This is a genomic window from Streptomyces sp. AMJ-169 (assembly GCF_055597585.1).
Map to the genome: position 1 here is coordinate 127,184 of NZ_JBVLTJ010000018.1, position 24,802 is coordinate 151,985.

20 protein-coding genes and 1 rRNA gene are annotated in these 24,802 nt (G+C 72.2%); 9 read left to right on the forward strand and 12 right to left on the reverse strand.

What is annotated here, in order from left to right; all coding sequences use genetic code 11:
- Positions 1–207: 207 nt before the first annotated feature.
- Entirely contained in the window at positions 208–774 is a 567-nt protein-coding gene (locus tag ACYUD3_RS33895) for a DJ-1/PfpI family protein (protein ID WP_470978673.1), read from the forward strand.
- A gap of 346 nt (positions 775–1,120) precedes the next feature.
- Here ACYUD3_RS33895 and ACYUD3_RS33900 read toward each other — a convergent pair whose 3' ends face one another.
- Positions 1,121–1,795 (reverse strand): HAD family hydrolase, encoded by a 675-nt coding sequence (locus ACYUD3_RS33900; protein WP_470978676.1) that lies wholly within the window; start codon positions 1,793–1,795, stop codon positions 1,121–1,123.
- A gap of 121 nt (positions 1,796–1,916) precedes the next feature.
- Positions 1,917–2,426, reverse strand: coding sequence for a DUF6912 family protein (locus tag ACYUD3_RS33905; protein ID WP_470978679.1), 510 nt, complete (start codon positions 2,424–2,426; stop codon positions 1,917–1,919).
- Between the two features lie 894 nt (positions 2,427–3,320).
- On the opposite strand from ACYUD3_RS33905, the gene ACYUD3_RS33910 reads away from it, so the two are divergent.
- Entirely contained in the window at positions 3,321–3,614 is a 294-nt protein-coding gene (locus ACYUD3_RS33910; RefSeq protein WP_470978683.1) for an Rv3235 family protein, read from the forward strand.
- A 202-nt stretch (positions 3,615–3,816) separates the two neighbouring features.
- Here ACYUD3_RS33910 and secA read toward each other — a convergent pair whose 3' ends face one another.
- Complete coding sequence (secA, locus tag ACYUD3_RS33915; protein ID WP_470978686.1) at positions 3,817–6,654, reverse strand: preprotein translocase subunit SecA; 2,838 nt, start codon at positions 6,652–6,654, stop codon at positions 3,817–3,819.
- 282 nt (positions 6,655–6,936) lie between these two features.
- Between secA and ACYUD3_RS33920 the strand changes: the two genes are divergently transcribed.
- Both ACYUD3_RS33920 and ACYUD3_RS33925 read left to right on the forward strand, forming a co-directional pair.
- Positions 6,937–7,584: a GNAT family N-acetyltransferase gene (locus tag ACYUD3_RS33920; protein WP_470978689.1), complete on the forward strand. Its 648-nt coding sequence runs from the start codon at positions 6,937–6,939 to the stop codon at positions 7,582–7,584.
- A 67-nt stretch (positions 7,585–7,651) separates the two neighbouring features.
- On the forward strand, positions 7,652–8,839 hold the full coding sequence (locus ACYUD3_RS33925; RefSeq protein ID WP_470978692.1) for a winged helix-turn-helix domain-containing protein: 1,188 nt from the start codon (positions 7,652–7,654) through the stop codon (positions 8,837–8,839).
- Positions 8,840–8,898: 59 nt separating this feature from the next.
- Here ACYUD3_RS33925 and ACYUD3_RS33930 read toward each other — a convergent pair whose 3' ends face one another.
- From ACYUD3_RS33930 to mtnA, 8 genes are all read right to left on the reverse strand, one after another.
- Positions 8,899–9,639, reverse strand: coding sequence for a response regulator (locus tag ACYUD3_RS33930; protein ID WP_470978695.1), 741 nt, complete (start codon positions 9,637–9,639; stop codon positions 8,899–8,901).
- Between the two features lie 204 nt (positions 9,640–9,843).
- Entirely contained in the window at positions 9,844–10,536 is a 693-nt protein-coding gene (hpf, locus tag ACYUD3_RS33935; protein ID WP_470978697.1) for a ribosome hibernation-promoting factor, HPF/YfiA family, read from the reverse strand.
- Positions 10,537–10,848: 312 nt separating this feature from the next.
- Positions 10,849–11,778: a ComF family protein gene (locus tag ACYUD3_RS33940; protein ID WP_470978699.1), complete on the reverse strand. Its 930-nt coding sequence runs from the start codon at positions 11,776–11,778 to the stop codon at positions 10,849–10,851.
- Positions 11,779–11,947: 169 nt separating this feature from the next.
- A complete protein-coding gene (locus ACYUD3_RS33945; protein WP_470978702.1) occupies positions 11,948–13,798 on the reverse strand; it encodes an LpqB family beta-propeller domain-containing protein in 1,851 nt (616 codons plus the stop codon).
- Positions 13,788–16,004 carry an MtrAB system histidine kinase MtrB gene (gene mtrB, locus ACYUD3_RS33950; protein ID WP_470978704.1) on the reverse strand — a complete coding sequence of 739 codons (2,217 nt, stop codon included), beginning with the start codon at positions 16,002–16,004 and terminating at the stop codon, positions 13,788–13,790. Before mtrB ends, ACYUD3_RS33945 begins: the two co-directional genes overlap by 11 nt.
- A 1-nt stretch (position 16,005) precedes the next feature.
- On the reverse strand, positions 16,006–16,695 hold the full coding sequence (mtrA, locus tag ACYUD3_RS33955; RefSeq protein ID WP_187283109.1) for a two-component system response regulator MtrA: 690 nt from the start codon (positions 16,693–16,695) through the stop codon (positions 16,006–16,008).
- Between the two features lie 213 nt (positions 16,696–16,908).
- The gene (locus ACYUD3_RS33960) at positions 16,909–17,598 is read right to left on the reverse strand and encodes a chitinase (protein ID WP_470978750.1); all 690 of its coding nucleotides are present in this window, start codon (positions 17,596–17,598) and stop codon (positions 16,909–16,911) included.
- An 89-nt stretch (positions 17,599–17,687) separates the two neighbouring features.
- Entirely contained in the window at positions 17,688–18,782 is a 1,095-nt protein-coding gene (gene mtnA, locus ACYUD3_RS33965; protein ID WP_470978707.1) for an S-methyl-5-thioribose-1-phosphate isomerase, read from the reverse strand.
- A 128-nt stretch (positions 18,783–18,910) separates the two neighbouring features.
- Between mtnA and ACYUD3_RS33970 the strand changes: the two genes are divergently transcribed.
- From ACYUD3_RS33970 to ACYUD3_RS33990, 5 genes are read left to right on the forward strand one after another with little or no spacing between them, the layout of a single operon-like run.
- Positions 18,911–20,344 (forward strand): DUF7847 domain-containing protein, encoded by a 1,434-nt coding sequence (locus ACYUD3_RS33970; protein WP_470978710.1) that lies wholly within the window; start codon positions 18,911–18,913, stop codon positions 20,342–20,344.
- 4 nt (positions 20,345–20,348) lie between these two features.
- Positions 20,349–21,116: a DUF4129 domain-containing protein gene (locus ACYUD3_RS33975; RefSeq protein WP_470978714.1), complete on the forward strand. Its 768-nt coding sequence runs from the start codon at positions 20,349–20,351 to the stop codon at positions 21,114–21,116.
- Positions 21,113–22,342: a DUF4350 domain-containing protein gene (locus ACYUD3_RS33980; protein WP_470978718.1), complete on the forward strand. Its 1,230-nt coding sequence runs from the start codon at positions 21,113–21,115 to the stop codon at positions 22,340–22,342. Before ACYUD3_RS33975 ends, ACYUD3_RS33980 begins: the two co-directional genes overlap by 4 nt.
- The gene (locus ACYUD3_RS33985) at positions 22,339–23,340 is read left to right on the forward strand and encodes an AAA family ATPase (protein ID WP_470978721.1); all 1,002 of its coding nucleotides are present in this window, start codon (positions 22,339–22,341) and stop codon (positions 23,338–23,340) included. The genes ACYUD3_RS33980 and ACYUD3_RS33985 overlap by 4 nt, the downstream gene beginning before the upstream one ends.
- Positions 23,340–24,635, forward strand: coding sequence for a DUF58 domain-containing protein (locus ACYUD3_RS33990; RefSeq protein ID WP_470978724.1), 1,296 nt, complete (start codon positions 23,340–23,342; stop codon positions 24,633–24,635). Before ACYUD3_RS33985 ends, ACYUD3_RS33990 begins: the two co-directional genes overlap by 1 nt.
- Before the next feature lie 100 nt (positions 24,636–24,735).
- Here ACYUD3_RS33990 and rrf read toward each other — a convergent pair.
- Positions 24,736–24,802, reverse strand: a 5S ribosomal RNA gene (gene rrf, locus ACYUD3_RS33995); the annotation flags it as partial.

Sequence of the window (24,802 nt, forward strand, 5' to 3'; positions counted from 1 at the left end):
GCACAGTCCGCGCGCGAAATGCCCCTGATGCTCCCCCGAGTGCGCCCCCTCTCCCCCGCAGCGCCCTTGTGCATCGCCCCGCCACCCGCCAGGTTGCCCCTGTCAGCTCCTACCTGTCTCTTACCCTTCCCGAGAGCGCCCGGCCGGGTGGAGCGGCGGGCCGGTCCACCTTTCCCTCCCCCGTCGGCCGAGGAGGCCAGCCCCGTCATGACCCCGAAGATCCTCATCGTCACCGGTGACGCAGCGGAGTCCCTGGAGGTCCTCTACCCCTACCAACGGCTGCGCGAGGAGGGGTACGAGGTCCAGATCGCGGCCCCGAGCCGCAAGACCCTGCGGTTCGTCGTCCACGACTTCGAGCCCGGGTACGACACCTACACCGAGAAGCCCGGCTACACCTGGCCGGCCGACCTCTCCTTCGCCGAGGTGGACCCCGGGGAGTACGCCGCCGTCGTCGTCCCCGGTGGCCGCGCTCCCGAGTACCTCCGCAACGACCCCGAACTCCGCAAGCTCCTCAAGTCCTTCTTCGACGCCGACAAGCCCGTCGCCCAGATCTGCCACGGCCCCCTCCTCACCGCCGCCGTAGACGCCCTCAGCGGTCGCCGGGTCACCGCGTATCCGGCCGTGGAACCCGATATGCAGGCGGCCGGGGCGACGTTCCAGGACGCGGAGGTGGTGGTCGACGGAAGCTTGGTCTCCTCCCGGGGGTGGCCGGACCATCCGGCGTGGATGCGGGAGTTCTTGAGGGTGTTGAGGGTTAAGGCGCCGGTGGGGTGAGGGGGGAGGGGGCGGGCGGGATGTTGGGGGGGCCGGCGGGTTCGGCGTCCCTGGAGTCGACGCCGGGGCATTGCGTTCGGCGGGCTCGGGGGGGCGTCAGCTGAGGGATGTCAGGGGCCGTCAGCTTCGGCGCCCCCGGGGCGGCCGTCGCGCTCGGCGCCCCGGAGTCGGGTGCCTTCGGAGCGGGCGCTCCGGAGTCGGTGCCTTCGAGCCGGGGCCCGGGAGCTGACGGGTTCGGAGCCGGCGCCCCGGAGCTGACGGGCTCGGAGCCGGCACCCCGAAGTTGACGGGCTCGGAGCCGGGCCCCCGGGGTTGACTCGTTCGGAGCCGGCCCCCGCAGCCGCCCTCACGCCGCTATCCGCTCGGCCTCCTCCACCGCCTCCGTCAGTGAGTCGACGACCGGTACGCCGGCGGTCTCCAGGCTCGCGCGGCTGTGGGAGCCGCCGGTGTAGAGGACGGCGCGCGCTCCCGCCCGCAGTGCGGAGAGGGCGTCGTCGGCGGCGTCGCCGATCACCACCGTCCGCCCGGGGTCGACCCCCGCGGCCCCGGCCAGCTTCTCCAGATGCCGGACCATGTGTTCGGCCTTGCTCCCGCCGGACGGCCCCCTGCGCCCGTCGACCCGGACGAACTCCGGCTCGATGCCGAAGCCGCGCACCAGCGGGACCAGGTCGTCGTGCGCGCACATGCTGAGGATCGACTGGCTGTGCCCGGCGGAACGCCAGCGCCCGAGCAGTTCGGCGGCGCCCTCGGTGAGGGGGCATCCGGTGTGGAACTCCGCGTAGTACCGATGGAAGACGGAATCCATCAGCTCCCACTCGGCACCGGTCGGCAGCCGCCCGGTCAGCCGCTCGTAGAACTTCGGCACCGGGACGCAGTACAGCTCCCGGTACCGCTCCAGCGTGATCGACTCCATGCCCAACTCGGCGAACGCCGCGTTCGTCGCCCCGATGATCGCGGAGTTGTCCGAGAAGAGCGTGCCGTTCCAGTCCCAGACGATGTGGACCCCTGTTCGCTTCCCCATGCCCGCAAACGTACCCGGCGGCACTGACAATCAGGGCGAGGTGGAGGGAGGGGCAGGTGGGAGGGGGTGTGGGGGCGGGGCGCGCGCCGCGAACCCGCCGGAAACCCAGGCCGTACGAGGTTCAGCCCGCGAGGCCGATCAGCCCCCGGACCTCCTGCGTGGCGTACCAGAGCAGCTCATGATCCTCAGCCCCGTCGACGACGGACTGCGCGCCGCCGTCCCCGCCGGCCAGCGCCCCCGCCGCAGCCGTCACGTCACCCTCGGCGTCGGAGGCATCGACATGCACCGCCGCCGCCTTCACCAGCGGCAGCGCCCCGGAGACCCGCACCTTCCCCAGCCCGTCCTCGTCCGGCTCACCGGCGGAGTCGGGGACGGCGCGGCCGTCGGCCACGTCCACGGCGAGGACGACCCGGCGCCGGGCCGCACCCGGATCGGCGGCGAGGAGCCGCAGCGAGGCGAGGGCGGCGCGGCCGAGGGCGGCGTACTCCAGCTCCTCGATGTCGTCGGAGAGGTACCACTCACGCAGCGCGGGAGTGACGGCGTACGCGGCGAGCCCCTCGGCACCACCCAGCTCGCCCTTCTCGTACGCCTCGGCGAGCCCGGTCAGGGTCAGGGGAACGTACACGCGCATGGCCGGCCGCTTTCGTGCTCGGAGAGGGGCCTTCAGGATACGTGGGCCCGCCTTCTTTCGAGGTCCCTCCAGACCCCGTGAACGCGTCAACCCACGTCCCTTTTTCGATTTCCGCCCCCACCTCTGACCAGCTCTTTCACCCCTCGGATCACTCAATACGGTCGTTTTTGACCCGGTCCCGAAAGTCCCGTCCGGCATCTTGCGCCCCACTCGTCACTCCGAGTACAAGATCTCCAACGGAAAGTTACCGACCGGTACTCAGGCCGGCCACCCGTCCGAGAGGGGACACCCATGTACAAGGTGATGACGAGAACACAGCAGCGGATGCGGGGGTTGGGGCAGGGGGGTCAGTCGCTCCCGACAGGCCCGGCAGCCTCGACGCCCCCCGCAGGTCCGGCAAGCTCAACGCCCCCTGGAGCCCCCGCAGGTCCGGCGAACTCCACGCTCTCCGCAGGCCCGGCAGACCCCCCAAGCTCAACACCCCCTGGAAGCCCCGCACGTCAGACGAGTCCGCCAAGCTCCGTGCTCCCGGCAGGCTCGACAGGCCCCGCAGGCTCGGCAGACCCCACAACCCCAGCCCCCACCCCCCTCCACCACCGGCAGCCCCCCAACACCGCCCCCACACCCCCACGCACCGCCTCCGGAGGCCGCCCTCCCGGCGCCCCCGGCCCCACCCGGACCGCACCCCCAGGCGACCGACCCCCCGCCGGCCGCCCCTCCTCCCGCACCCGCCCCGCCGACAACCGCCCGCCAGGCGCCCGCACCCCCACGGGCCCCCGGATCGGCCCACGCCCGGAGACCGTCCCCGCCCAGACCCCCCGCAGGCCGATCGCCGCCCGCCCAGCCGCCGCCCGGCCCCTGGTCCCGGACGCCTTCGCCGAACGCCTCCTCGCCGTGCTCAGCGGGCGCCGCCCGGTGCACTCGATGCTGCGGCACACCGCCGGTCCCGCCTACGACGAGCTGATCCGGCTCGCCGAACGGGGACCGCTGCGCGCGCGGGGGACCACCCCGGTCGTACGTGACCTAGGTTTCGCCGTCCCCCGCGACGGTGCCATCGAGGCGTTCGCGCGGGTCGGCATCGGGGAGCGGGTGCGGGCGATGGCGTTCCGGCTGGAGCTGGGGGCGGACCACCGCTGGCGGTGCACGGCGCTGGAGATCGACGGCCTCAGGGACGCGCGGAGCGGGTGAGGAACGCCGGAGGGCCGGGTACCCGACTCGGGTACCCGGCCCTCTGTACACGTCCGGCAGGCCGCTCACGACGGCCGCACGGATCCGCCGGCCGCACGTGGCAGCTCGCCGGTCACGCACGACGGTCGCACACGCCCCGCCGTCCGCTCACGGCGTCGTACACGCCCGCCGATCGCTCACCGGCGTCATACGCGCCCGCCGCTTACTTCTTGCGCCGCCGCGTCCCCTTGGCCTGCTTGCGGCGTTCCGCGCGGGTGAGGCCGTCGGCCTCGGAGCGGACGGGCTCGTCGTCGTCGAACTCGCCCTCGATGGTGCCGCCTTCGCCGTCGACGGTGGGCGCCGAGAAGTGGAGGCCGCGGCGCTGGGGGGCGTCGAGGCCCTTCGCGCGGATCTCCGGGCGGGCGCCGGCCTGGGCGGGGACCGCGTCCTGCTTCTCCAGGTCGGGGGCCTCGTCGGAGACGGGGACCTCCTCGACCTGCTGCTCGACCTGGACCTCCAGGTTGAACAGGTAGCCGACGGACTCCTCCTTGATGCCGTCCATCATCGCGGAGAACATGTCGAAGCCCTCGCGCTGGTACTCGACCAGCGGGTCCTTCTGGGCCATCGCGCGCAGGCCGATGCCCTCCTGGAGGTAGTCCATCTCGTAGAGGTGCTCACGCCACTTGCGGTCCAGGACCGACAGGACGACCCGCCGCTCCAGCTCCCGCATGATCTCGGAGCCGAGCTGCGTCTCGCGGGCCTCGTACTGCTCGTGGATGTCGTCCTTGATGGACTCGGAGATGAACTCGGCAGTGAGCCCCGCGCGGTCGCCCGCGGCCTCCTCCAGCTCATCGACGGTGATGCGCACCGGGTAGAGCTGCTTGAAGGCGCCCCACAGCCGGTCCAGGTCCCAGTCCTCGGGGAAGCCCTCGGCGGTCTCGGCGCCGATGTACGCGTCGATGGTGTCGTTCATGAAGTGCTGGACCTGCTCCTGGAGGTCCTCGCCCTCCAGGACGCGGCGCCGCTCGCCGTAGATGACCTCGCGCTGGCGGTTGAGCACCTCGTCGTACTTCAGGACGTTCTTACGGGTCTCGAAGTTCTGCTGCTCGACCTGCGACTGCGCGGACGCGATCGCGCGGGTGACCATCTTGTTCTCGATCGGCACGTCGTCGGGGACGTTCGCCATGGACATCACACGCTCGACCATCTGGGCCTTGAACAGGCGCATCAGGTCGTCACCCAGGGAGAGGTAGAACCGCGACTCACCCGGGTCGCCCTGCCGCCCGGAACGGCCGCGCAGCTGGTTGTCGATACGACGCGACTCGTGCCGCTCGGTGCCCAGCACGTAGAGGCCGCCGCTCGCCTCGACCTCCTCCTTCTCCGCCTTGACGGCCTGCTCGGCCTTCTCCAGGGCGGCGGGGAGGGCCTGCGCCCACTCCTCGATGTGCTCCTCGGGGTCGAGGCCGCGCTGGCGCAGCTCCGCGTCCGCGAGGTCCTCGGGGTTGCCGCCGAGCTTGATGTCGGTGCCGCGGCCCGCCATGTTCGTCGCGACCGTGACGGCGCCCTTGCGGCCGGCCTGGGCGACGATCGTGGCCTCACGCTCGTGGTGCTTGGCGTTCAGCACCTCGTGCTGGATGCCGCGCTTGGAGAGCTGCTGCGAGAGGTACTCGGACTTCTCGACCGAGGTGGTGCCGACCAGGATCGGCTGGCCCTTCTCGTGCTTCTCCGCGATGTCGTCGACGACCGCCTCGAACTTGGCGACCTCGGTGCGGTAGATCAGGTCCGACTGGTCCTTGCGGATCATCGGCTTGTTGGTCGGGATCGGGACGACGCCGAGCTTGTAGATCTGGTGGAACTCGGCGGCCTCGGTCATCGCCGTACCGGTCATCCCGGAGAGGCCGGGGACTTCCTTGCCGCTGTGGTCGGCGCGCTTGTAGAGGCGGAAGAAGTTCTGGAGCGTGATCGTGGCGAGCGTCTGGTTCTCGTCCTTGATGTCCACCCCTTCCTTCGCCTCGATCGCCTGGTGCATGCCCTCGTTGTAGCGGCGGCCGGCGAGGATACGGCCCGTGTGCTCGTCGACGATCATGACTTCGCCGTCCATGACGACGTAGTCCTTGTCCTTCTTGAAGAGCTCCTTCGCCTTGATGGCGTTGTTCAGGTAGCCCACCAGAGGGGTGTTCACCGACTCGTACAGGTTGTCGATGCCCAGCCAGTCCTCGACCTTGGCGACACCGGTCTCATGGATCGCGACAGTGCGCTTCTTCTCGTCGACCTCGTAGTCGCCGGTCTCCTCGATGCCCTTGAGCTGGTTGCCCGCCTCGCCCTTCTTCAGGCGCGTGACCAGCTTGGCGAAGTCGCCGTACCACTTGGTGGCCTGGTCGGCCGGGCCGGAGATGATCAGCGGGGTGCGGGCCTCGTCGACCAGGATGGAGTCGACCTCGTCGACGATCGCGAAGTTGTGGCCGCGCTGGACGAGTTCGTCCTGCGCCCACGCCATGTTGTCGCGCAGGTAGTCGAAGCCGAACTCGTTGTTCGTGCCGTACGTGACGTCGCAGGCGTACTGCTCGCGGCGCTGGGCCGGGGTCATGTTGGCGAGGATGCAGCCGACCTCCAGGCCGAGGAAGCGGTGCACCCGGCCCATCAGCTCGGAGTCGCGCTCGGCCAGGTAGTCGTTGACCGTGATCAGGTGGACGCCCTTGCCGGACAGGGCGTTCAGGTAGGCGGGCAGCGTGCCGACCAGGGTCTTGCCCTCGCCGGTCTTCATCTCGGCGACGTAGCCCATGTGCAGGGCGGCGCCGCCCATGATCTGCACGTCGTAGTGGCGCTGGCCGAGGACGCGCTTGGCGGCCTCGCGGACGGTCGCGAACGCCTCGGGCAGCAGGTCGTCCAGGGTCTCACCATCGGTGTACCGCTGCTTGTACTCATCGGTGAGGGCCCGCAGCTCGGCGTCGGAGAGGTCGACGAAGTCCTCTTCGATGGAGTTGACCTGGTCCGCGATGCGGTGCAGCTTGCGCAGGATCTTGCCTTCGCCTGCACGCATGATCTTCGAGAGGACGGACACGGGGGTTGGTCTCCTTGCCGGTCGGGCCTGGGACGGTCGGGTTCCTTTTGACTTACTGAGCGACGGCCATCGTATGCGAGGACCCCGCCACGCCGGGAGGCCTGCCGTGACGGGGACCGCCCGCTCATTGACGGCCGCCGGTGAAACTCCTTCGAAGGGGACAACGTGCGGCCCTCGAGGATGGTGCCGGATCGGCCGGACGAATTGCGCGAATTGTGATCACGGGGTCGCCCGCGGTGAAAAACGTGGCGCCCCACGCGCGCGCCCGCGCACAATCGGCCGATGGAGCCGGTCACCCTCACCACCGCACGCCTCGTCCTGCGCCCCGTGGGCCCCAAGGACGCCGACGCGGTCCTCGCCGCCGTCCAGGACCCCGAGATCCAGCGCTGGACGACGGTCCCGTCGCCGTATCTCCCGGAGCACGCGCGGGCGTTCGTGGAGGAGATCGTGCCGGCGGGGTGGGCGGCGGGGACGATGCTGACGTTCGGGATGTTCCTTCCCGGAGGGGCCGGCTCTGAAAGGGCCGGCGGCTTCCCGGGGGGCGGCTCTGAGGGGGCCGGCGGCTTCCCGGGGGGCGCCCTGGCCGGCATCGTCAGCATCACCCTGCACGCGCCCGGTGTCGCCGAGATCGGCTTCTGGGGCACCCGGGAGCACCGCGGCCACGGCTACATGACCGAGGCCGCCTCGGCCGCCGCCCGCTGGGCGTTCACCGCCCTGTCCGTCGACCGCCTGGAATGGCGCGCGGAGGTCGGCAACGTCCCCTCCCGCGCGGTCGCCCACCGCGCGGGCTTCACCTACGAGGGCGTCCTGCGCAGCGCCCTCCTGCACCGCGGCATCCGCAAGGACGCCTGGGCGGCCTCCCTCCTCCCCTCCGACCTGGACCTGCCGACGACCGCCCCGTACCTCCCGGCCCGCCGCCCCGCCGACTGACCCTTCAGGAACGGCGAAACCGCAGGTCAGCCCGCATTGTCAGACCCACCCCCTATCGTGCGAAGGCATGACGCCCCTTCCGCCAGCCACCGCCGAACTCTCCGCGGACGAAGCCCGACGCATCGCCCTGCGGGCACAGGGCTTCCTCGGCTCGCCCGACCGCCGGTCCGGTGTCCGAGGCACCCTGCGCCACCTGGGCGCGGTCCAGCTCGACACCATCTCGGTCCTGGCCCGCTCCCACGAACTCGTCCCGTACGCCCGCCTGGGCGCCGTGGGCCGCAAGACGGTGGAGAACGCTTACTGGACCGACACGCACGCTTTCGAGTACTGGTCCCACGCGGCCTGCGTCCTCCCCATCGAGGAGTGGCCCCACTTCGCCTTCCGCCGCCGCGCCTACCGCGCCCGGCCGCACTGGCACCACGACCTCCCCGACGGCGTCTACGACCAGGTCATCAAGCAGCTGCGCGCCGAAGGCCCCCTGACGGCGACGGACCTGGGCGGCGCGAAGAAGACCAGCGAGTGGTGGGACTGGTCGGGCACGAAGGTCGCCGTGGAGCGCGCCCTGATGTACGGCGAGGTCGTCTGCGTGGAGCGCCGGGGCTGGAAGCGGGTGTACGACCTCGCCGAGCGCGCGGTGCCCGAACAGCTGCTCCATGACGAGCTGGACGACCGCGAGTGCCTGCGCCGCCTGGTCCGGCTGGCCGGCGAGTCCCTGGGCGTCGGCACCCGCGCGGACATCGCCGACTACCACCGCCTCAAGGGCGAGCAGGTCGACGCGGTGATCGCCGACTCGGGTCTGGTCCCGGTGACGGTGGAGGGCTGGGGCAAGCCCGCGTGGGCCGACCCGCAGGCCCTGGCGACCCCGCCGCGCGGCCGGCACCGTACGACGCTGCTGTCGCCGTTCGACTCGCTGATCTGGGACCGCGCGCGCACCGAGCGGATCTTCGGCTTCTCGCACCGCCTGGAGGCGTACGTCCCCAAGCCGAAGCGGGTGTACGGGTACTTCGCGATGCCCGTGCTGTCCGGCGGGCGGATCGTGGGCCGCGTCGACCCCGCGCGCGAGGGCGGGGCGCTGGTCGCCAAGCACGTGACGCTGGAGAGCGCGAAGGCCGTCCCGGCGGTCGCGCAGGCGCTCGTCGAGGCGGCGAGCTGGGTCGGGCTGACGGACATCCGCGTGGAGCGCGTCAACGCGGCGGAGCTGCGCGAGCCGCTCGTCGGGGAGGTGACGCGGGCGCTGGTGACGGCGCTGCGGTGAGCCTCGGCCGGCGGGGGGCCGGCGTCAGTTGACAGGAGTCAGCAGGGGCCGGCAGGGGGTCAGCGGATCTCCAGGATCTTCTCCCGCATCGCGTAGACCACGGCCTCCATCCTGGAGTGCAGTTGCAGCTTCTCCAGGATGTTGCGGACGTGATTCTTCACGGTGTTCTCGGAGATGAACAGCTCCTTGGCGATGTCCCGGTTGTTCATCCCGGTGGCGACGAGCTTGAGGACCTCCAGCTCGCGGTCGGTGAGCCGGGGCGCGGGGACGAGGCGGCGCTCGTCGGTGCGCTGGATCATCGACTTGAACTCGGTGAGGAGCTTCGACGCCATGGAGGGGCTGATCTGGGACTGTCCGTCGGCGACCGCGCGGATGGCGGTGGCGACCTCGTCGGTGGAGATCTCCTTGAGGAGGTATCCGGTCGCGCCCGCCTTGATCGCGTCGTAGAGGTCGGCCTCCTCGTCGCTGATCGTCAGCATGATGATCTTCGCGCTGGGGGCGACCTCCTTGATGGAGGTACAGGCCTCGATGCCACCGCGCTTGGGCATCCGGACGTCCATGAGGACGATGTCGGGCAGCAGGTCGGCCGCCTTGTCCACAGCCTCCGCGCCGTCCCCGGCCTCCCCGACGACCTGGATGTCCTCCTCGGCCGCCAGCACGATCTCCAGGCCGCGGCGGAACAGGGCGTGGTCGTCCACGACGAGCACCCTGATCGGCTCCTTGCGTGGAGCGTCCGGGCCGCAGCCGGTGACGCCTTCATGGGCATCGCCGTGATGCATCGGTCCGAAGCTGTCCGCCATCGTTCCTCCCCCTGAGGCTGGGGCCGTTGGTCCTGTGCCATCGCCAACCCGAGGCAACGGCCCACCTGTTGAGCCGCCCTGGCCATGATTCCATGCCCGGGCGGCAACAAGGTGACGGAGCAAGGCGTGAAGTGGGCGCACACGGGTGCCCCTGGGGGCGCACACGCGCTCCAGGGGCACCCGCTCAGCCGTGCCGGGGCCGGATCAGCCGCCCAGCGTGCCGCCGGACTCGGCGGCGTGCGCCGGGCCGGCGGTGACCATCGTGTCGGTCTGGAGGTGGATCACACCGTAGTCGTACGCGTGCCGCCGGTAGACGACACTCGGTTCCTTGGTCTCGGAGTCGACGAAGAGGTAGAAGTCGTGTCCGACCAGTTCCATCTCGTAGAGGGCCTGGTCGAGGGTCATCGGGGCCGCGACGTGGGTCTTCTCCCGGACCACGAGGGGGCCGTCGCCCTGCACCTCGAGCGAGCCCATCTTCTTCGTGGGCACGCCGTTCACGGACGGGTCCGGCTCACCGCTGCCGTTCAGGGTGGCCGCGCCCGGGACGTGGTCGGGCACTTCCGCCGCCGTCAGCCGGCGGGAGCCACGCCGCGTGTAGCGCTTGTCGTGCTGCTTGCGCAGCTGTGCGTCGAGCTTCTCCGCCGCCAGGTCGAGCGCCGCGTACGGATCGTTGGCCGCCGCTTCCGCCCGGATCACCGGGCCGCGCGAGCGCAGGGTGATCTCCACCCGGTCGCACCGGTCGGCCTGTCGGGGGTTGGGCTCCTTGGACACCTCGACGTCCAGGCTGATCACCTTGCCGTCGAGCTTCTGGATCTTCTCCAGGTTCAGCTTCTCGGCCACGTGCTTGCGGAACCGCTCGGGCACCTCGGTCTTGCGGCCCTTGACGACGATGTCCACGCAGAACTCCGTTCCCGGATCGCTCCGCTCCGTCGCGGAGCTTCTCCCTTTCGCACCAGGTCCCGGTGAGCCCCGGAACCTTCGGACTCGGTGACGTCCACCTCCTCCCCCGCGGGCGGGTTCCACACCCCGGACACTGCGGCCCTTTTCCTGCGAACCGCAGCACGGCATCCGGATTGGAGAGGTGTGGCCTGCGGCTTTCCCTCACAACCGAACATATCTCGCCCGGACGGATGTCGTCACCCTCTACCGCCGCGTACCTCCGTTCCAGTGAATTCCGCTCTCATAACCAGCAACGAAGCTCCTTCTCGCTCAGTTCCGGTTCATTCCAAAAGATTCCGAGGTCCCAGCGATCACGGCGGCACAGAGGATGCGGGGTGGGGAGGGACCGGGGGCCGGGCGGGGAGCCGCGCGGGGGTCGGCGCGACGAGCGGCGTGAGGGCCGGTGTGAGGGTCGGCGTGGGGGTCTGATTCGGCGGAGGCCGGTCTGGAGCCGAGCCCCCATCCGCCCGGCGCCGCACTGGGGCCGGCTCCCCCGAAAGCTCCCAGGCCACCACCACCCCCGTCGCCCACCCCCCGCACCGCCCGCGCCGCCTCCGCCAACGTCGCCCCCGTGGTCATCACGTCGTCCACCAGCACCACCTCCCGCCCCGACAGCAGCCGCGCCCCCGCCGGCGTCACCCGCAGCGCCCCCGCCATGTTCTCCATCCGCTGCCGCGCCCCGAGCCCCGCCTGGTCGGCGACCCCGCGCCGCTGCCGCAGCACCGCCGCCACCCGCACCGGCACCCCCTCCCGCCGCAGCACCCCGGCGGCGGCGAACGCGACCCGCCGGGCGGGATCATGCCCACGGGCCCGGACGGCACGACGGGCGGAGGGAACGGGGACGAGGAGGAAACCGGAGCCACGGTCCCCCACCCCGCAATCGCCCCCCTCACGCCCCTCACGAACCCCTCTCCGCACCGCCCCCGCGACCCCTCCCCCCAGCGCCTCCGCCAACCCGAGCACCCCCCGTTCCTTGTGTGCCAGCACCATCTGCCGCACCGCTCCCGCATACGCCCCCACGGCCCACACCGCCGGCAGCCCCGCCGGCTCCGGTACCGGCCGCACCCGCCGGGCCGCCCCTCCGTCGAGAACGCCCCTGCACGCCTCGCAAAGAGCCGTACGAGCCGCCCCGCAGCCCGCGCAGTCAGTAGGAAGAACCAGGTCCGTGAGATCCCGCCACCAGTGCCGTACGCCGTTCATGGACACCACTGTGCGGGGAGCGGGAAAAACCCGCAGCGCCCTGTGGACAAAGCACGGCTTGTGGAAAACCCGGTCGCGCGCTCATGACACACAGCCGGGAACTCACGGCGAAACACCTGCGGCTCACGACAAACCGCAGGTCACCCGATGGCACCCCGAATAAACCGAATCACCCCGGATAAAAAACGACCGAAGCCGTCTCCTTCAGCGTCCGCCACCCGCCCCCGCCCGGCAGCCACAGCAACCCGTTCTTGGACGTGGCGAACAGCGGCGCCTCGCTGTCCTCGGAGGCGGCGATGCTCTGGACCTCGGTGAGGCCCGGCAGGGAGCCGGTCTCGGGAAGGGAGCCGTCGGACTGGACGTACTGGACCTGCTCGACGCCGCCGGCCTCCTTGCCGACGACGACGAGACGGCTGTCGGCGGCCCAGGAGACGGCGGTGACCTGCTCCAGTTCGGGGGTCGCGGAGCGCAGCTCCTGCACGGAGACCTCCGGCTGCTCCTCCCCCGCGCGCTGCTCCCGCTCGACCCGCCCGATGAGCAGGGACTGCTTGCCGTCCTTCTCGACGACAAGAGCTATCCGCGCCCCGTCGGCGGCGACCCGCACGGTGTTGATGCGCCCGTCGAGCCCCGGCACCTGGACGACGATCGGCGTGCCCTCGCCCTTCTGGAGGAGGTAGAGGCGCGGCGCGGTGGGGTTGCGGTCGGCGACCCACAGGTCGCTCTGGGCGTCCCAGCTGGGCGTGGTGAGCCGGTCGGTCTCGGTGGCGCCCCGGCTGGTCAGCAGAGGTGTGCCGGGGGTGGAGGCGGGCAGCAGCGAGCCCGCGTACAGCTGCTTGCCGTCGAGGGTGACCCCGGCGGCGAGGCGTTCGTCCCGGGAGACGGCGACGGACCGCAGGGGCCGCCCACCGGCCCCGAGGGCGCCGGGCGCGACCTGGGGTTTGGTGTCGGAGCCGCCGGACATCCGCATGAGCCGGTGGTCGCCGTCGATGAAGTACAGGTGGTCGGGGCGCAGCGTCGACCCGCGCGCGGCGATCGTCGTGGCCCGGTTCTCGCTCAGCGAGCACAGGCGTCTGTCGCCGGACCGCAGCTCGACCTCGTCGACGGCGGTGGTGAGGCTCTGGAGGGTGAACAGCAGCTGTGCGGCCATCTCGTCGCACTTGCCCTGCCCGACGCGCGCGGCCTTGTCGTTGAGCGGGACGGTCAGTTTGTTCTGGTCGTCGGGGGTGAGCGCGTCGGTGCCGTCGGCGAGCGCCGTCCCCGTGGGGAAGCCGGAGCGGACGACGGGCCGCAGCCAGTTGGTGGGGCCGCTGAGCAGGGAGCGCACCATCTGGGTCATCGGGTCGACGCGTTCGCGCACGTACACGGGGTCGGCGACGGCGGCCGGCCGTCCTGAGGCGCCGACCACGGCGGAGGAGGCGAAGTAGTACTTGTTGACCGACATGTAGTTGCGCCGGAAGTCGGAGGTGCCCATGACGACGCCCTGGGGCAGCGCGTCGATGCGCCACTGGTCGGTCTTCTTGTCGCGCACGAGGTGCACGGGCTGGCTGTAGCCGCCGGAGGCGGGCGCGTACGCCTGCTGCGCGTCGACGGTCGCCACGCGCGTACCGGTCAGCAGGAACGTCAGGTCGGTGCTGTTCTCCCGCCCGCCGGCGCGTTCGGGCGCGCTCTGCGGGCCGTCGTCCAGGACGGTCGTGGCGCTGTCGGGGTCCCAGGTCTGCGCGGCCCGCCCGGTGAGGTACTGCCGCGCGGTCGCGTACGTCGGGTCGTCGCTGGTCAGCGCCTCAAGGAAGCCCTGGACGATCTCGGAGGGCGGCGCGTCCTCCGAGGGCGGCATCGCGAACACCCGCACCTGCGTGTCCTGCCGCGGCGTGGACTCCACCCCGCGCAGGTCCCCGCTGTCGGGCATCGAGGCGCACCCGCTCAGCAGGACGGCCCCGCAGACGGCGTACGCCACCCCGCGCGCGGGCGTCGTACGCGGCCGACCCCTGCTCTCTGCGCCCCCCACCCGCTCACCGCCCACGAACAGCCTCCCCTGACCCACCGTCACCTCGTACAACGGCCGGACCCGCGTGACCGTTCCCGGCGGCGGCGCCGAACTCCGGGCGGCCGTCGTCGGCGGCCCCGTCCCCCGGTCCGCCCTCATGCCGCGCACCTGTCTCCGCGGCCCCCTGCCGTGCCACCACCCGCGCCCCGTTCCCCGGCAGCGCCGTCGGATCGGTCACCGGGACGGCGGCCTCACGCGGCGTCAACGGCAGCCCCTCGCGCGGCTGCTGGGCCGGGACGGTCGCCGTCTTCGTGCCACCCGCGCGCGGGGCGACGGCGGCGGCGCGCCCTCGCGCGCGCGAGTCCTTCGGCTCCAGCGGGATCGGCGAGCCCCGCAGCGGTTCGTCGGCGGTCCTGGGCAACGTCAGCCGGAACTGGGAGCCGCCCCCGGGCTCGCCCCAGGCCTGGAGCCAGCCCCCGTGCAGCCGGGCGTCCTCCAGGGCGATCGACAGCCCCAGGCCGGTCCCTCCGGTCGTACGCGCCCGCGCGGGATCGGCGCGCCAGAAGCGGCTGAACACCCGGGTCGCCTCCCCGGGCTTGAGGCCCACCCCGTAGTCGCGCACGGCGACGGCGACGGCGCCCCCGGCGGCGGCGAGCCGGACGACGACGTCCTTGCCCTCGCCGTGCTCGACGGCGTTGACGACAAGGTTGCGCAGGACGCGCTCCACGCGCCGCGCGTCGGCCTCGGCGACCACGGGCTGCTGGTCGCCGACGACGCGTATCGCGCTCCCTTTGCGCTCGGCGAGCGGCGCGGCCCCGCTGACGACCCGCCGTACGACCTCGCGCAGGTCTATCGGCTCGGCCTCCAGGGCGGCGGCTCCGGCGTCGAAGCGGCTGATCTCCAGGAGGTCGGCGAGGAGGGACTCGAAGCGGTCGAGCTGGTCGGCGAGGAGTTCGGCGGACCGCGCGGTGATCGGGTCGAAGTCCTCGCGCGCCTCATGGATGACGTCGGCGGCCATCCGGACGGTCGTCAGCGGCGTACGCAGCTCGTGCGAGACGTCGGAGACGAAGCGGCGCTGCATGCGGGAGAGGTCCTCCAGTTGCTGGATCTTCAGCTGGAGGTTCTGCGCCATCTTGTTGAAGGCCTCGCCCAGGCGCGCGATGTCATCCTCACCGGTGACCTTCATGCGCTCCTGGAGCCGCCCCGCGGACAGCCGCTCGGCGATCCCGGCGGCCATGCGCACGGGCGTGACGACCTGCCGTACGACGAGCCAGGCGATGGCCCCCAGGAGGACGACGACGAAAAGCCCGGCGGTCGCGAGGGTGCCCTTGACGAGGCTGAGGGACTTCTCCTCCTGGGTGAGCGGGAAGAGGTAGTACAGCTCGTAGGGGTCGCCGTTGGGGTCGCCGAGGCGTTTGCCGATGACGAGGCCCGGCTGGGACTCCTTGCCGCCGAGGTAGCGGATGCGGGTGTAGCTCTGGACGGCGCCGGTGGTGTCGTTGACCCGCGCGCGCAGGACTGCGGGTACGGACGTGTTCGGGTTGACGCCTCCGGAGGCGCGCGGACCCCGGCCGCCGCCGGTGTCGTCCCCGGTGGGCAGCGTGACGACGTCGAAGGCGCCCTGGCCGCCGCTGGAGAGGGAGGACACCAGGTCGCTCATCCATTGGATGACGTTCTGCGGGGACTGGCTGTCGGAGGAGCCGGTGCCGCCGTCGGCGGAGGCCGCCGCACCCGCGTCGGCCTGCTGCTTGGCGACGGCGAAGCCCCCGGTGGCCTGGCTCTGGGAGGCCTTGACCTTGGCGTCGAGGAGCCCGTTGCGGACCTGCCCGATGACGACGAAGCCGAGCAGCAGGACCACGCCGAGCGACATCAGCAGGGTGGTGACGACGACCTTGAGCTGGATGTTGCGCCGCCACAGCCGCATGACGGGCAGCAGCGGCCGGCGCACCCAGCGCAGCACGAGCCGCAGCACCGGACTGCCCTGGACCCCGCCCTGGAGCAGCCCGCCCTCCAGAAGCCACCTGAAGCGGGCCCTAGCGGTCTTTCCGGGCGGCCGGGAGGCCCGGGTCTTGGAGTCTCCTGAGCCCTTAGCGGGGGCTTCAGGGCCCTTGGGGGCCTTGTCGCGGCCGGCGGAGGCTTCGGCGCCGCCGGCGGAAGTCTTGACGGCCTCCATGTCACCGACAGCCCGCTGCGGCCGGTTCCCGGACCGGCCGGGGGCCGAAGCGGCGCTGTCCCCGGACATGTCAGCTCGGTCCGGCCTTGTAACCGACGCCCCGGACGGTCACGACGATCTCGGGCCGCTCCGGGTCCTTCTCGACCTTGGAACGCAGCCGCTGGACGTGCACGTTGACCAGGCGGGTGTCGGCGGCGTGCCGGTACCCCCATACCTGCTCCAGCAGCACCTCGCGGGTGAACACCTGCCACGGCTTGCGGGCGAGCGCGACCAGCAGGTCGAACTCCAGCGGGGTCAGCGCGATGGACTGCCCGTCCCGCTTCACGGAGTGCCCGGCGACATCGATGACCAGGTCACCTATGGCGAGCTGTTCGGGCGCGGGCTCCTCGGAGCGCCGCAGCCGGGCCCTTATCCGGGCGACCAGCTCCTTCGGCTTGAACGGCTTCACGATGTAGTCGTCGGCGCCGGACTCCAGGCCGACGACGACGTCGACCGTGTCGCTCTTCGCGGTGAGCATCACGATCGGCACCCCGGACTCCGCCCTGATCAGACGGCACACCTCGATCCCGTCCCGGCCCGGCAGCATCAGATCCAGCAGCACCAGATCCGGCTTGGCCTCCCGGAAGGCAGCCAGCGCCTTGTCGCCGTCGGCCACGAAAGACGGCTCAAAACCTTCACCACGCAACACGATGCCGAGCATCTCGGCCAGTGCGGTGTCGTCGTCGACGACAAGGACTCGTCCCTTCATAAACGACATCATCCCATTCTCATAACGGTGAAGGCGGCGCAGGTGAGCAGGGTCACCGGCCTGTGACCCTAGCCGTAGGTGGGCGTCACTGTCTGCCCTGGTCCACCGTCATGGATGCCGGCACTGATGTCAGCGTGCCGTAAAGCGCGGAAACCAGCCCGCCCCGCAGGCGCGAGCCGGCTCCCCGAGCCCCGAACCCGGCCGGATCCGGAAACCCTCAGCCGCTCAGCAGGAAACGTTCCCGGGCCCGACATCGGTGCCCAGAACCCCGACGTACTGCTTGAACCGGTTGATCCGGTCGTCACGCTCGGCCGGGTTCTTCCCGTCGCACTCCAGCGCCCCGTTGATGCTGCGGATGGTCTGGCCGAAGCCCTTGCCGTTCACGATGGCATCGTGCGAGGTCATCGTCCCGGCACCGGACTGGCTGTTCCAGAACCAGAGCCCGGTCTTCCAGGAGGTCGCCGAGTTCTTCTCCACCTGCCACGGGTCGTGCAGCAGATCGATGCCGAGCGCGTCCCCCGCGGCCTTGTAGTTGAAGTTCCAGCTCAGCTGCAACGGCCCGCGCCCGTAGTACGCGGACTTCCCGGCGGGACACCCGTAGGACTGTGAAGTGTCGCAGTAGTGCGAATAGTTGGCGGTGTTCTGCTCGACGACGTACTTCAGCCCGACCGTCTCGTGCCCGACGTTGGCGAGAAAGGCGGCGGCTTCGCGCTTGCGTACGGCGTCACTGCCGGAGTTGGTGAACTTCGGGTACGCGCCCAGGGCGTTGACCAGCCCGGAGTAGGTGTAGAAGGGATTCCGGTTCGGGAAGATCTGGTTGAACTGGGCCTCGCTGACCACGAAGGACCCGGCGGCGGCCGACGCCGGCTGACCGGCCAGGGAGAGAGTGCCCAGTACGGCGGCGACGAGCGCCATGGAAAGAGTGCGGGGGAGTTTCACCACCCCATCGTGATCGCCAGCCACCCCAAATAACCATGAATAAGCCCCGAAATCGCTCATACGTGTCATACCCGGTCAACAGACTGACGCCGCATCACCCCCGCGATCCCCTCCCCCGTCACCGGCGACACCACCCCCTCCTCGGTGACGACCGCCGTCACCAGCCCGGGCGGCGTCACATCGAACGCCGGGTTGTACGCCTGCGTCCCCAGCGGCGCCACCGCGATCCCCCCTGTCACCTCGGTCACCTCCGCCCCAGGCCGCTGCTCCACCTCGATCGACGCCCCGTCCGGCGTCCCCGGATCGATCGTCGTCACCGGCGCCACCACGATGAACGGCACATGGTGATACCGCGCGAGCACCGCCAGCGGATAGCTCCCCACCTTGTTCGCCACCGCCCCGTCCGCCGCGATCCGGTCCGCCCCGACCAGCACCGCGTCGACCTCCCCGGCCGCGAACAGCGACCCCGCCGCGTTGTCGGTCAGCAAGGTGTACGCCATCCCGCTGCGCGCCGCCTCGTACGCCGTCAGCCGCGCCCCCTGCAACAGCGGACGCGTCTCGTCCACCCACAGCCGCCGCAGCCGCCCCCGGCGATGCGCCGCGAGCGCCACCGCGAACGCCGTCCCCTCACCACCGGAGACCAGCGAACCCGTGTTGCAGTGGGTCAGCAGCCGGTGCCCGCCGCCCGGCACCAGCTCGTCCAGCAGCGCCAGCCCGTGCCCTGCCATCCGCGCGCTGGCCTCGGCGTCCTCCCGGTGCAGCCGCCGCGCGGCGGCCAGGGCGGCAGCGGCGCCACCGCCGACGGCCCCCTTCCGGTACGCCTCCACCCCCCGCCGCACCCCCACGGAAAGGTTCACGGCGGTCGGCCGGGCCCCCTCCAACGCGCGCGCCGCCTCATCGACGTCGAACCCGCGCGCGGCGGCGAGCGCGACCCCGTACGCCCCCGCGATCCCCAGCAACGGCGCCCCGCGCACCGCGAGCGAGCGGATCGCCCCGACCAGCGCGGGCGGGTCGGTGCAGACCAGTTCCACCTCCTCCGCAGGCAGCCGCGTCTGGTCCAGGAGGACCACGACGGGCCCTTCGGGCGGCTCTTCCCACCGGATCGCCGGTATGACGGTGGACCGCCTGTCGTCTCCGGATCGCGTGCACGGATCAGCCATGCGGTGAGTCTGCCCAGGAACCGCCGAACCATTGAAGGCCCACGGCTCCTCCCCCGCCGCACGCCCCATGACACGATGGCACCCGACCTGCCGCCGCGACGGCGGACGGGCGGTGTGAAGGAGCGACGATGAACGACACTCCGGGCTGGGCCTCGCCCGGATCGGCCCCGTCCGACGGACAGGACCCCGGCGCGCGGACCGCGCAGGACCCCAAGGACGCCGACCGCACGAAGGAGCAGACCGGCCCGGCCGTACCCGCCCAACAGCACGGCGAGCGTACGACCACCCCGGCCCCCGCCGACTCCGCGGGCACCCCGCACACCCCCGGCCCCCAGTGGTCGAAGAACCAGCCGCCCCCGGCCCACTGGACGGCCCCCACAGGCGAGCCCACCGACCGCCAGGCCCCCCAGCAGCCCCCCGGCCAAACTCCCCCGCCCCCGGGCCCCGGCTGGGGCACCCCCGGCGCCCCGAACGGCTGGGGCAACCCTCAAGGCACCCCCCAAAGCACCCCCCACGGCACGCCCCAAGGCCCACCCCACGGCAACCCGTACGCCACCCCCTGGGGCGCCACCTGGGCCGGCCCCCCGCCCGCCGCCAAACCCGGCGTCATCCCCCTGCGCCCCCTCGGCGTCGGCGAGATACTCGACGGCGCCGTCTCCACCATGCGCGCGCACTGGCGCACGGTCCTCGGCATCTCCCTGGCCGTCGCTGCCGTCGTGGAGATCATCACCGTCCTCGTCCAGCGCCTGCTCCTCGACTCCTCCTCCGCCGCCCTCGGTGACCCGAGCGCCAGCCTCGACGAACAGACGCGCGCCCTGGGCAACTCCCTGTCCGCGTCGGCGATCGTCTACCTGATCTCCACCCTGGGCATGTTCTTCGCGTCCGCCCTGATCACACCGGTCATCAGCCGCGCGGTCCTCGGCAAGCCCGTCACCACCGGCCAGGCCTGGCGCGACGCCCGCGCGCAGTTGCCGCGGCTGACCGGGCTGGTCCTGCTGATGCTGCTCGGCGTCGCCGCCGTGCTCGCAATCGGCGCCGCACCCGGGCTGCTGCTCGTCCTCGCGGGCGCGGGCGACGGCGCCTTCGCCCTCGTCGGCCTCGGGATGCTCGGCGCATCCGTCGCCGCCCTGTGGCTGTGGTACCGCTTCTCCCTCGCCCCGCCCGCCCTGATGCTGGAGAAGCAGGGCGTGAAGAAAGCGCTCACCCGGTCCGCGAAGCTCGTCCGCGGCTCCTGGTGGCGCGTCTTCGGCATCCAGCTGCTGGGGATGTTCATCGCCAACTTCCTGTCCGCGATGGTCGTCGTCCCCTTCGCGCTGGCCGGCGCCGCGCTCGGCGAGGGCGGCATGACCGGCTTCGCCGCCAACGCGTCCACCGCCTACGGCTGGCCCTTCCTGATCGTCAGCGGCATCGGCGCCGTCATCGGCTACATGATCGCCTTCCCGGTCACGGCCGGCGTCTCCGTGCTGCTCTACGTCGACCAGCGCATCCGCCGCGAGGCCCTCGACCTCGAACTGGCCCGCGCCGCCGGCCTCCAGGACCACGACGCCGCCACCGGGAACTGACGCCGTGCCCGGGGGAGCACTCACGACGTCACCGGAACCCGCGCCGATACCGCGCGCGGGCGCCGCCGTACGCGCCCTGCTGCGCGCCGCGGACGCCCGCCAGGCCCTCGCCGCCGACGACGGCGGGCCGCCGCTGACCACGCCCCGCGACCCCGCGCGCGAGGCGGCCCGCCGCGAGCTGGCCAAGCGGCTGTACCACGAGGACGACCCGAGCCTCTTCCAGCGCGCCATGGACGCCTTCTGGGACTGGATCGGCACCCTCTTCGACAAGGCCGCCGGCGCCACCCCGGGCGGCCCGCTCGGCCTCGCCGTCATCGCCCTGGCCGTCGTCGCCGTCACCGCCGCCCTCTGGTGGCGCCTGGGCACCCCCCGCCACACCCGCACACCCGCCGCCGCCCTCTTCGACGACCGCCCGCGCAGCGCCGCCGACCACCGCGCCGCCGCCGACGCGCACGCCGCCCAGGGCCACTGGAACCAGGCCGTCCAGGAACGCATGCGCGCCATCGTCCGCGCCCTGGAGGAACGCGCCCTCCTCGACACCCGCCCCGGCCGCACCGCCGACGAGGCCGCCGCCGAAGCCGCCCGCACCCTCCCCGGCCACACCACCGAACTCCGCACGGCGGCAAGGGACTTCGACGACGTCACGTACGGCGGACGCAGCGCCGACGAGCCGACGTACCGCCGCATCACCACCCTCGACCACACCCTGGACCACACCAAGCCCCAGCTCACCACGGCCCACAGCACGCCCCACCAGGGAGCCCCCGGATGACCGCCAAGGCCCCCGCCGCCCCGCCAGCCGAGGCCCTCACCACCGGCACCCCCAAGGCCACCTCGACCTCCCCCACCCCCCGCCACCTCTGGACCCGCGCCCGCGGCCTCGCCCTCGCCGCCGCCCTCCTCCTGACCGCCGGCATCACGGTCGCCGCCCTGAACTCCAGCACCCGCCACGGCACCCTCGACCCGCGCTCCGCCGACCCCTACGGCAGCCGCGCGGTCGCCGAACTCCTCGCCGACCGGGGCGTCACCACCCGCACCGTCACCACCCTGGCCGAGGTCCGTGCCGCCGCCGGAGCAGACACCACCCTCCTCGTCGCGATCCCTGACCTGCTGACGAAGGACGAACAGACCGCGCTGCGCGCCACCACCGCCGGCTCCGGCGGACGCACCGTCCTCGTCAGCCCCGGCGGCTGGTCCGTCCAGACCCTCGCCCCCGGAGTCTTCGCCGACCCCGCCACCAGCCGCGCCACCACCCTCGACCCCGCCTGCGCCCTCCCCGAGGCCACCCGCGCGGGCAGCGCCGACACCGGCGGCCACCGCTACACCACCACCCGCCAGGGCATCGACGAGTGCTACCCCAGCCGCCGCCTCGCCACCCTCCTGCGCGTCCCCGACCCCACGCCGGGCGGCGACACCATCGTCCTCGGCGCGCCCGACATCCTCCTCAACGAACGCCTCGGCGACCGAGGCAACGCCTCCCTCGCCCTGCAACTCCTCGGCTCCCGGCCCCACTTGGTCTGGTACCTCCCCACGCTCTCCGACACCGCCACCGCCCCCGAAGAGCAGAAGACCCTCTTCGAGCTGATCCCCTCCGGCTGGCTCTGGGCCACCCTGCAACTCTTCGTCGCCGCCGCCCTCGCCGCCCTCTGGCGGGCCCGCCGCCTCGGCCCGCTCGTCCCCGAACACCTCCCCGTCGTCATCCGCGCCTCCGAGACCGCCGAAGGCCGCGCCCGCCTCTACCGCAAGGCCAACGCCCGCGACCGCGCCGCCGACGCCCTGCGCTCCGCCACCCGCACCCGCCTCACCCCGCTCCTCGGCCTGCCCGCGGCCCAGGCCCACACGCCCGAGACCCTGATCCCCGCCCTGACCGGCCGGCTCGACACCGACGGCCAGACCCTGCACTCCCTCCTCTTCGGCCCGCCGCCCACCGACGACGCGGCCCTCACCTCCCTCGCCGACCGACTCGACGCCCTCGAAAGAGAGGTACGCCGTCCATGATGGACCCGACCACTGACAACGCCGGGAACACCGGGGTCACCGGGGACGCGGACCGCGCCCGCGCCTCCCTCGAAACCCTGCGCGCCGAGATCGCCAAGGCCGTGGTCGGCCAGGACCCCGCCGTCACCGGCCTCGTCGTCGCCCTCCTGTGCCGCGGCCACGTCCTGCTCGAAGGCGTCCCCGGCGTCGCCAAGACGCTCCTCGTCCGCTCCCTGGCCGCCGCCCTGGACCTCGACACCAAACGCGTCCAGTTCACCCCCGACCTCATGCCGAGCGACGTCACCGGCTCCCTCGTCTACGACACCCGCAGCGCCGAGTTCTCCTTCCAGCCCGGCCCGGTCTTCACCCACCTCCTCCTCGCGGACGAGATCAACCGCACCCCGCCGAAGACCCAGTCCTCCCTCCTCGAAGCCATGGAGGAACGCCAGGTCACCGTGGACGGCACGGCCCGCCCCCTGCCCGACCCGTTCCTGGTCGCCGCGACCCAGAACCCCGTCGAGTACGAGGGCACCTACCCCCTCCCCGAGGCCCAGCTGGACCGCTTCCTGCTCAAACTGACGATCCCTCTGCCCTCCCGCCAGGACGAGATCGCCGTCCTCACCCGGCACGCCGACGGCTTCGACCCCCGCGACCTGCGCGCCGCTGGCATACGCCCCGTGGCCACCGCCGCCGACCTGGAAGCGGCCCGCGCGGAGGTCGCCAAGACGACCGTCTCCCCGGAGATAACGGCCTACGTCGTCGACCTCTGCCGCGCCACCCGCGAATCCCCTTCCCTCTCCCTGGGCGTCTCCCCGCGCGGAGCGACGGCCCTGCTCGCCACCGCCCGCGCGTGGGCCTGGCTCACCGGCCGCGACTACGTCATCCCCGACGACGTCAAAGCCCTCGCCCTGCCCACCCTGCGCCACCGCGTCCACCTCCGCCCCGAGGCCGAGATGGAGGGCGTCACCGCCGACTCCGTCATCAATGCCGTCCTCGCCCACGTCCCCGTCCCCCGCTGATGCCCCTCACCGGCCGAGCCGCCCTCCTGGCGGCCCTGGGCTCCCTCCCCATCGGCCTCTGGGACCCCTCCTGGACCGGCCTCCTCGCCGTCAACGCCCCTTTGGCAGCGGCCTGCGCCTGCGACTACGCCCTGGCCGCCCCCGTACGACGACTGTCCCTCACCCGCTCCGGCGACACCAGTGCACGTCTGGGTGAACCGGCGGACGTCACTTTGACGATCGCCAACCCGTCCCGCCGCCTCCTGAAGGCCCGCCTCCGCGACGCCTGGCCCCCCAGCGCGGCCCCCGACACCGACCGCCACCCCCTGACGATCCCCTCCGGCGAACGCCGCCGCGTCACCACCCGCCTACGCCCGACCCGCCGCGGCGACCGCCAGGCCGACCGCGTCACCGTCCGCTCCTACGGCCCCCTCGGCCTCTTCGCCCGCCAGGGCACCCACAAAGTCCCCTGGACGGTCCGTGTGCTCCCCCCGTTCACGAGCCGCAAACACCTCCCCGCCAAACTCGCCCGCCTCCGCGAACTCGACGGCCGCACCAGCGTCCTCACCCGCGGCGAGGGCACCGAGTTCGACAGCCTGCGCGAGTACGTCCCCGGCGACGACACCCGCTCCATCGACTGGCGCGCGACAGCCCGCCAGACGACGGTCGCCCTGCGCACCTGGCGCCCCGAACGCGACCGCCGCATCCTCCTGGTCCTCGACACCGGCCGCACCTCGGCGGCCCGCGTCGACGACGCCCCCCGCCTGGACGCCGCCATGGACGCGGCCCTCCTCCTGGCCGCCCTGGCCTCCCGCGCGGGCGACCGGGTAGACCTCCTGGCCCATGACCGCCGCCCCCGAGCCCTCATCCAGGGCCGCACAGCCCGAGACGTCCTCCCCTCCCTGGTCACCACCATGGCCACCCTGAACCCCGAACTGGTCGAAACCGACACCCGAGCCCTGACCTCGACCATCCTCCGTACGACGCCCAGGCGCACGCTGATCGTCCTGCTGACGACCCTGGACACGGCCCCCGTCGAAGAGGGCCTCCTCCCCGTCCTCCCACAGCTCACCCGACGCCACACGGTCCTCGTCGCCTCCGTCGCCGACCCGCACATCGCGCGCATGGCCACCGCTCGGGGCGATGTCGACGCGGTCTATGAAGCGGCAGCGGCGGCCCAGGCGCAGACGGAACGACATCGCACGGCGGAGCAGCTCCGGCGCCATGGGGTGACCGTCGTCGACGCGACGCCTGATGAATTGGCGCCGGCGCTGGCGGACGCGTATCTCGCGCTGAAGGCGGCGGGCCGGCTGTAAAAACAAAAAGGGCTCCTCAAAAGAGGAGCCCTTTACAAAAAGACGCCGGAACGCAGAAAACCCCCGCATCGCGAGGATGCGGGGGTTTTCCATAAAATTTGTTCGGCGGCGTCCTACTCTCCCACAGGGTCCCCCCTGCAGTACCATCGGCGCTGTGAGGCTTAGCT

Bases quoted from the DNA above. Each gene is read 5' to 3' on its own strand.
- ACYUD3_RS33895 (WP_470978673.1), top strand. From the start codon at position 208: ATGACCCCGAAGATCCTCATCGTCACCGGTGACGCAGCGGAGTCCCTG.
- mtnA (WP_470978707.1), bottom strand. From the start codon at position 18,782: ATGGCTGATCCGTGCACGCGATCCGGAGACGACAGGCGGTCCACCGTC.
- mtrB (WP_470978704.1), bottom strand. From the start codon at position 16,004: ATGTCCGGGGACAGCGCCGCTTCGGCCCCCGGCCGGTCCGGGAACCGG.
- ACYUD3_RS33925 (WP_470978692.1), top strand. From the start codon at position 7,652: ATGACGCCCCTTCCGCCAGCCACCGCCGAACTCTCCGCGGACGAAGCC.
- ACYUD3_RS33905 (WP_470978679.1), bottom strand. From the start codon at position 2,426: ATGCGCGTGTACGTTCCCCTGACCCTGACCGGGCTCGCCGAGGCGTAC.
- ACYUD3_RS33940 (WP_470978699.1), bottom strand. From the start codon at position 11,778: ATGAACGGCGTACGGCACTGGTGGCGGGATCTCACGGACCTGGTTCTT.
- ACYUD3_RS33980 (WP_470978718.1), top strand. From the start codon at position 21,113: ATGACCGCCAAGGCCCCCGCCGCCCCGCCAGCCGAGGCCCTCACCACC.
- ACYUD3_RS33985 (WP_470978721.1), top strand. From the start codon at position 22,339: ATGATGGACCCGACCACTGACAACGCCGGGAACACCGGGGTCACCGGG.
- ACYUD3_RS33920 (WP_470978689.1), top strand. From the start codon at position 6,937: ATGGAGCCGGTCACCCTCACCACCGCACGCCTCGTCCTGCGCCCCGTG.
- ACYUD3_RS33970 (WP_470978710.1), top strand. From the start codon at position 18,911: ATGAACGACACTCCGGGCTGGGCCTCGCCCGGATCGGCCCCGTCCGAC.
- ACYUD3_RS33900 (WP_470978676.1), bottom strand. From the start codon at position 1,795: ATGGGGAAGCGAACAGGGGTCCACATCGTCTGGGACTGGAACGGCACG.
- mtrA (WP_187283109.1), bottom strand. From the start codon at position 16,695: ATGATGTCGTTTATGAAGGGACGAGTCCTTGTCGTCGACGACGACACC.
- ACYUD3_RS33990 (WP_470978724.1), top strand. From the start codon at position 23,340: ATGCCCCTCACCGGCCGAGCCGCCCTCCTGGCGGCCCTGGGCTCCCTC.
- ACYUD3_RS33930 (WP_470978695.1), bottom strand. From the start codon at position 9,639: ATGGCGGACAGCTTCGGACCGATGCATCACGGCGATGCCCATGAAGGC.
- ACYUD3_RS33960 (WP_470978750.1), bottom strand. From the start codon at position 17,598: ATGGCGCTCGTCGCCGCCGTACTGGGCACTCTCTCCCTGGCCGGTCAG.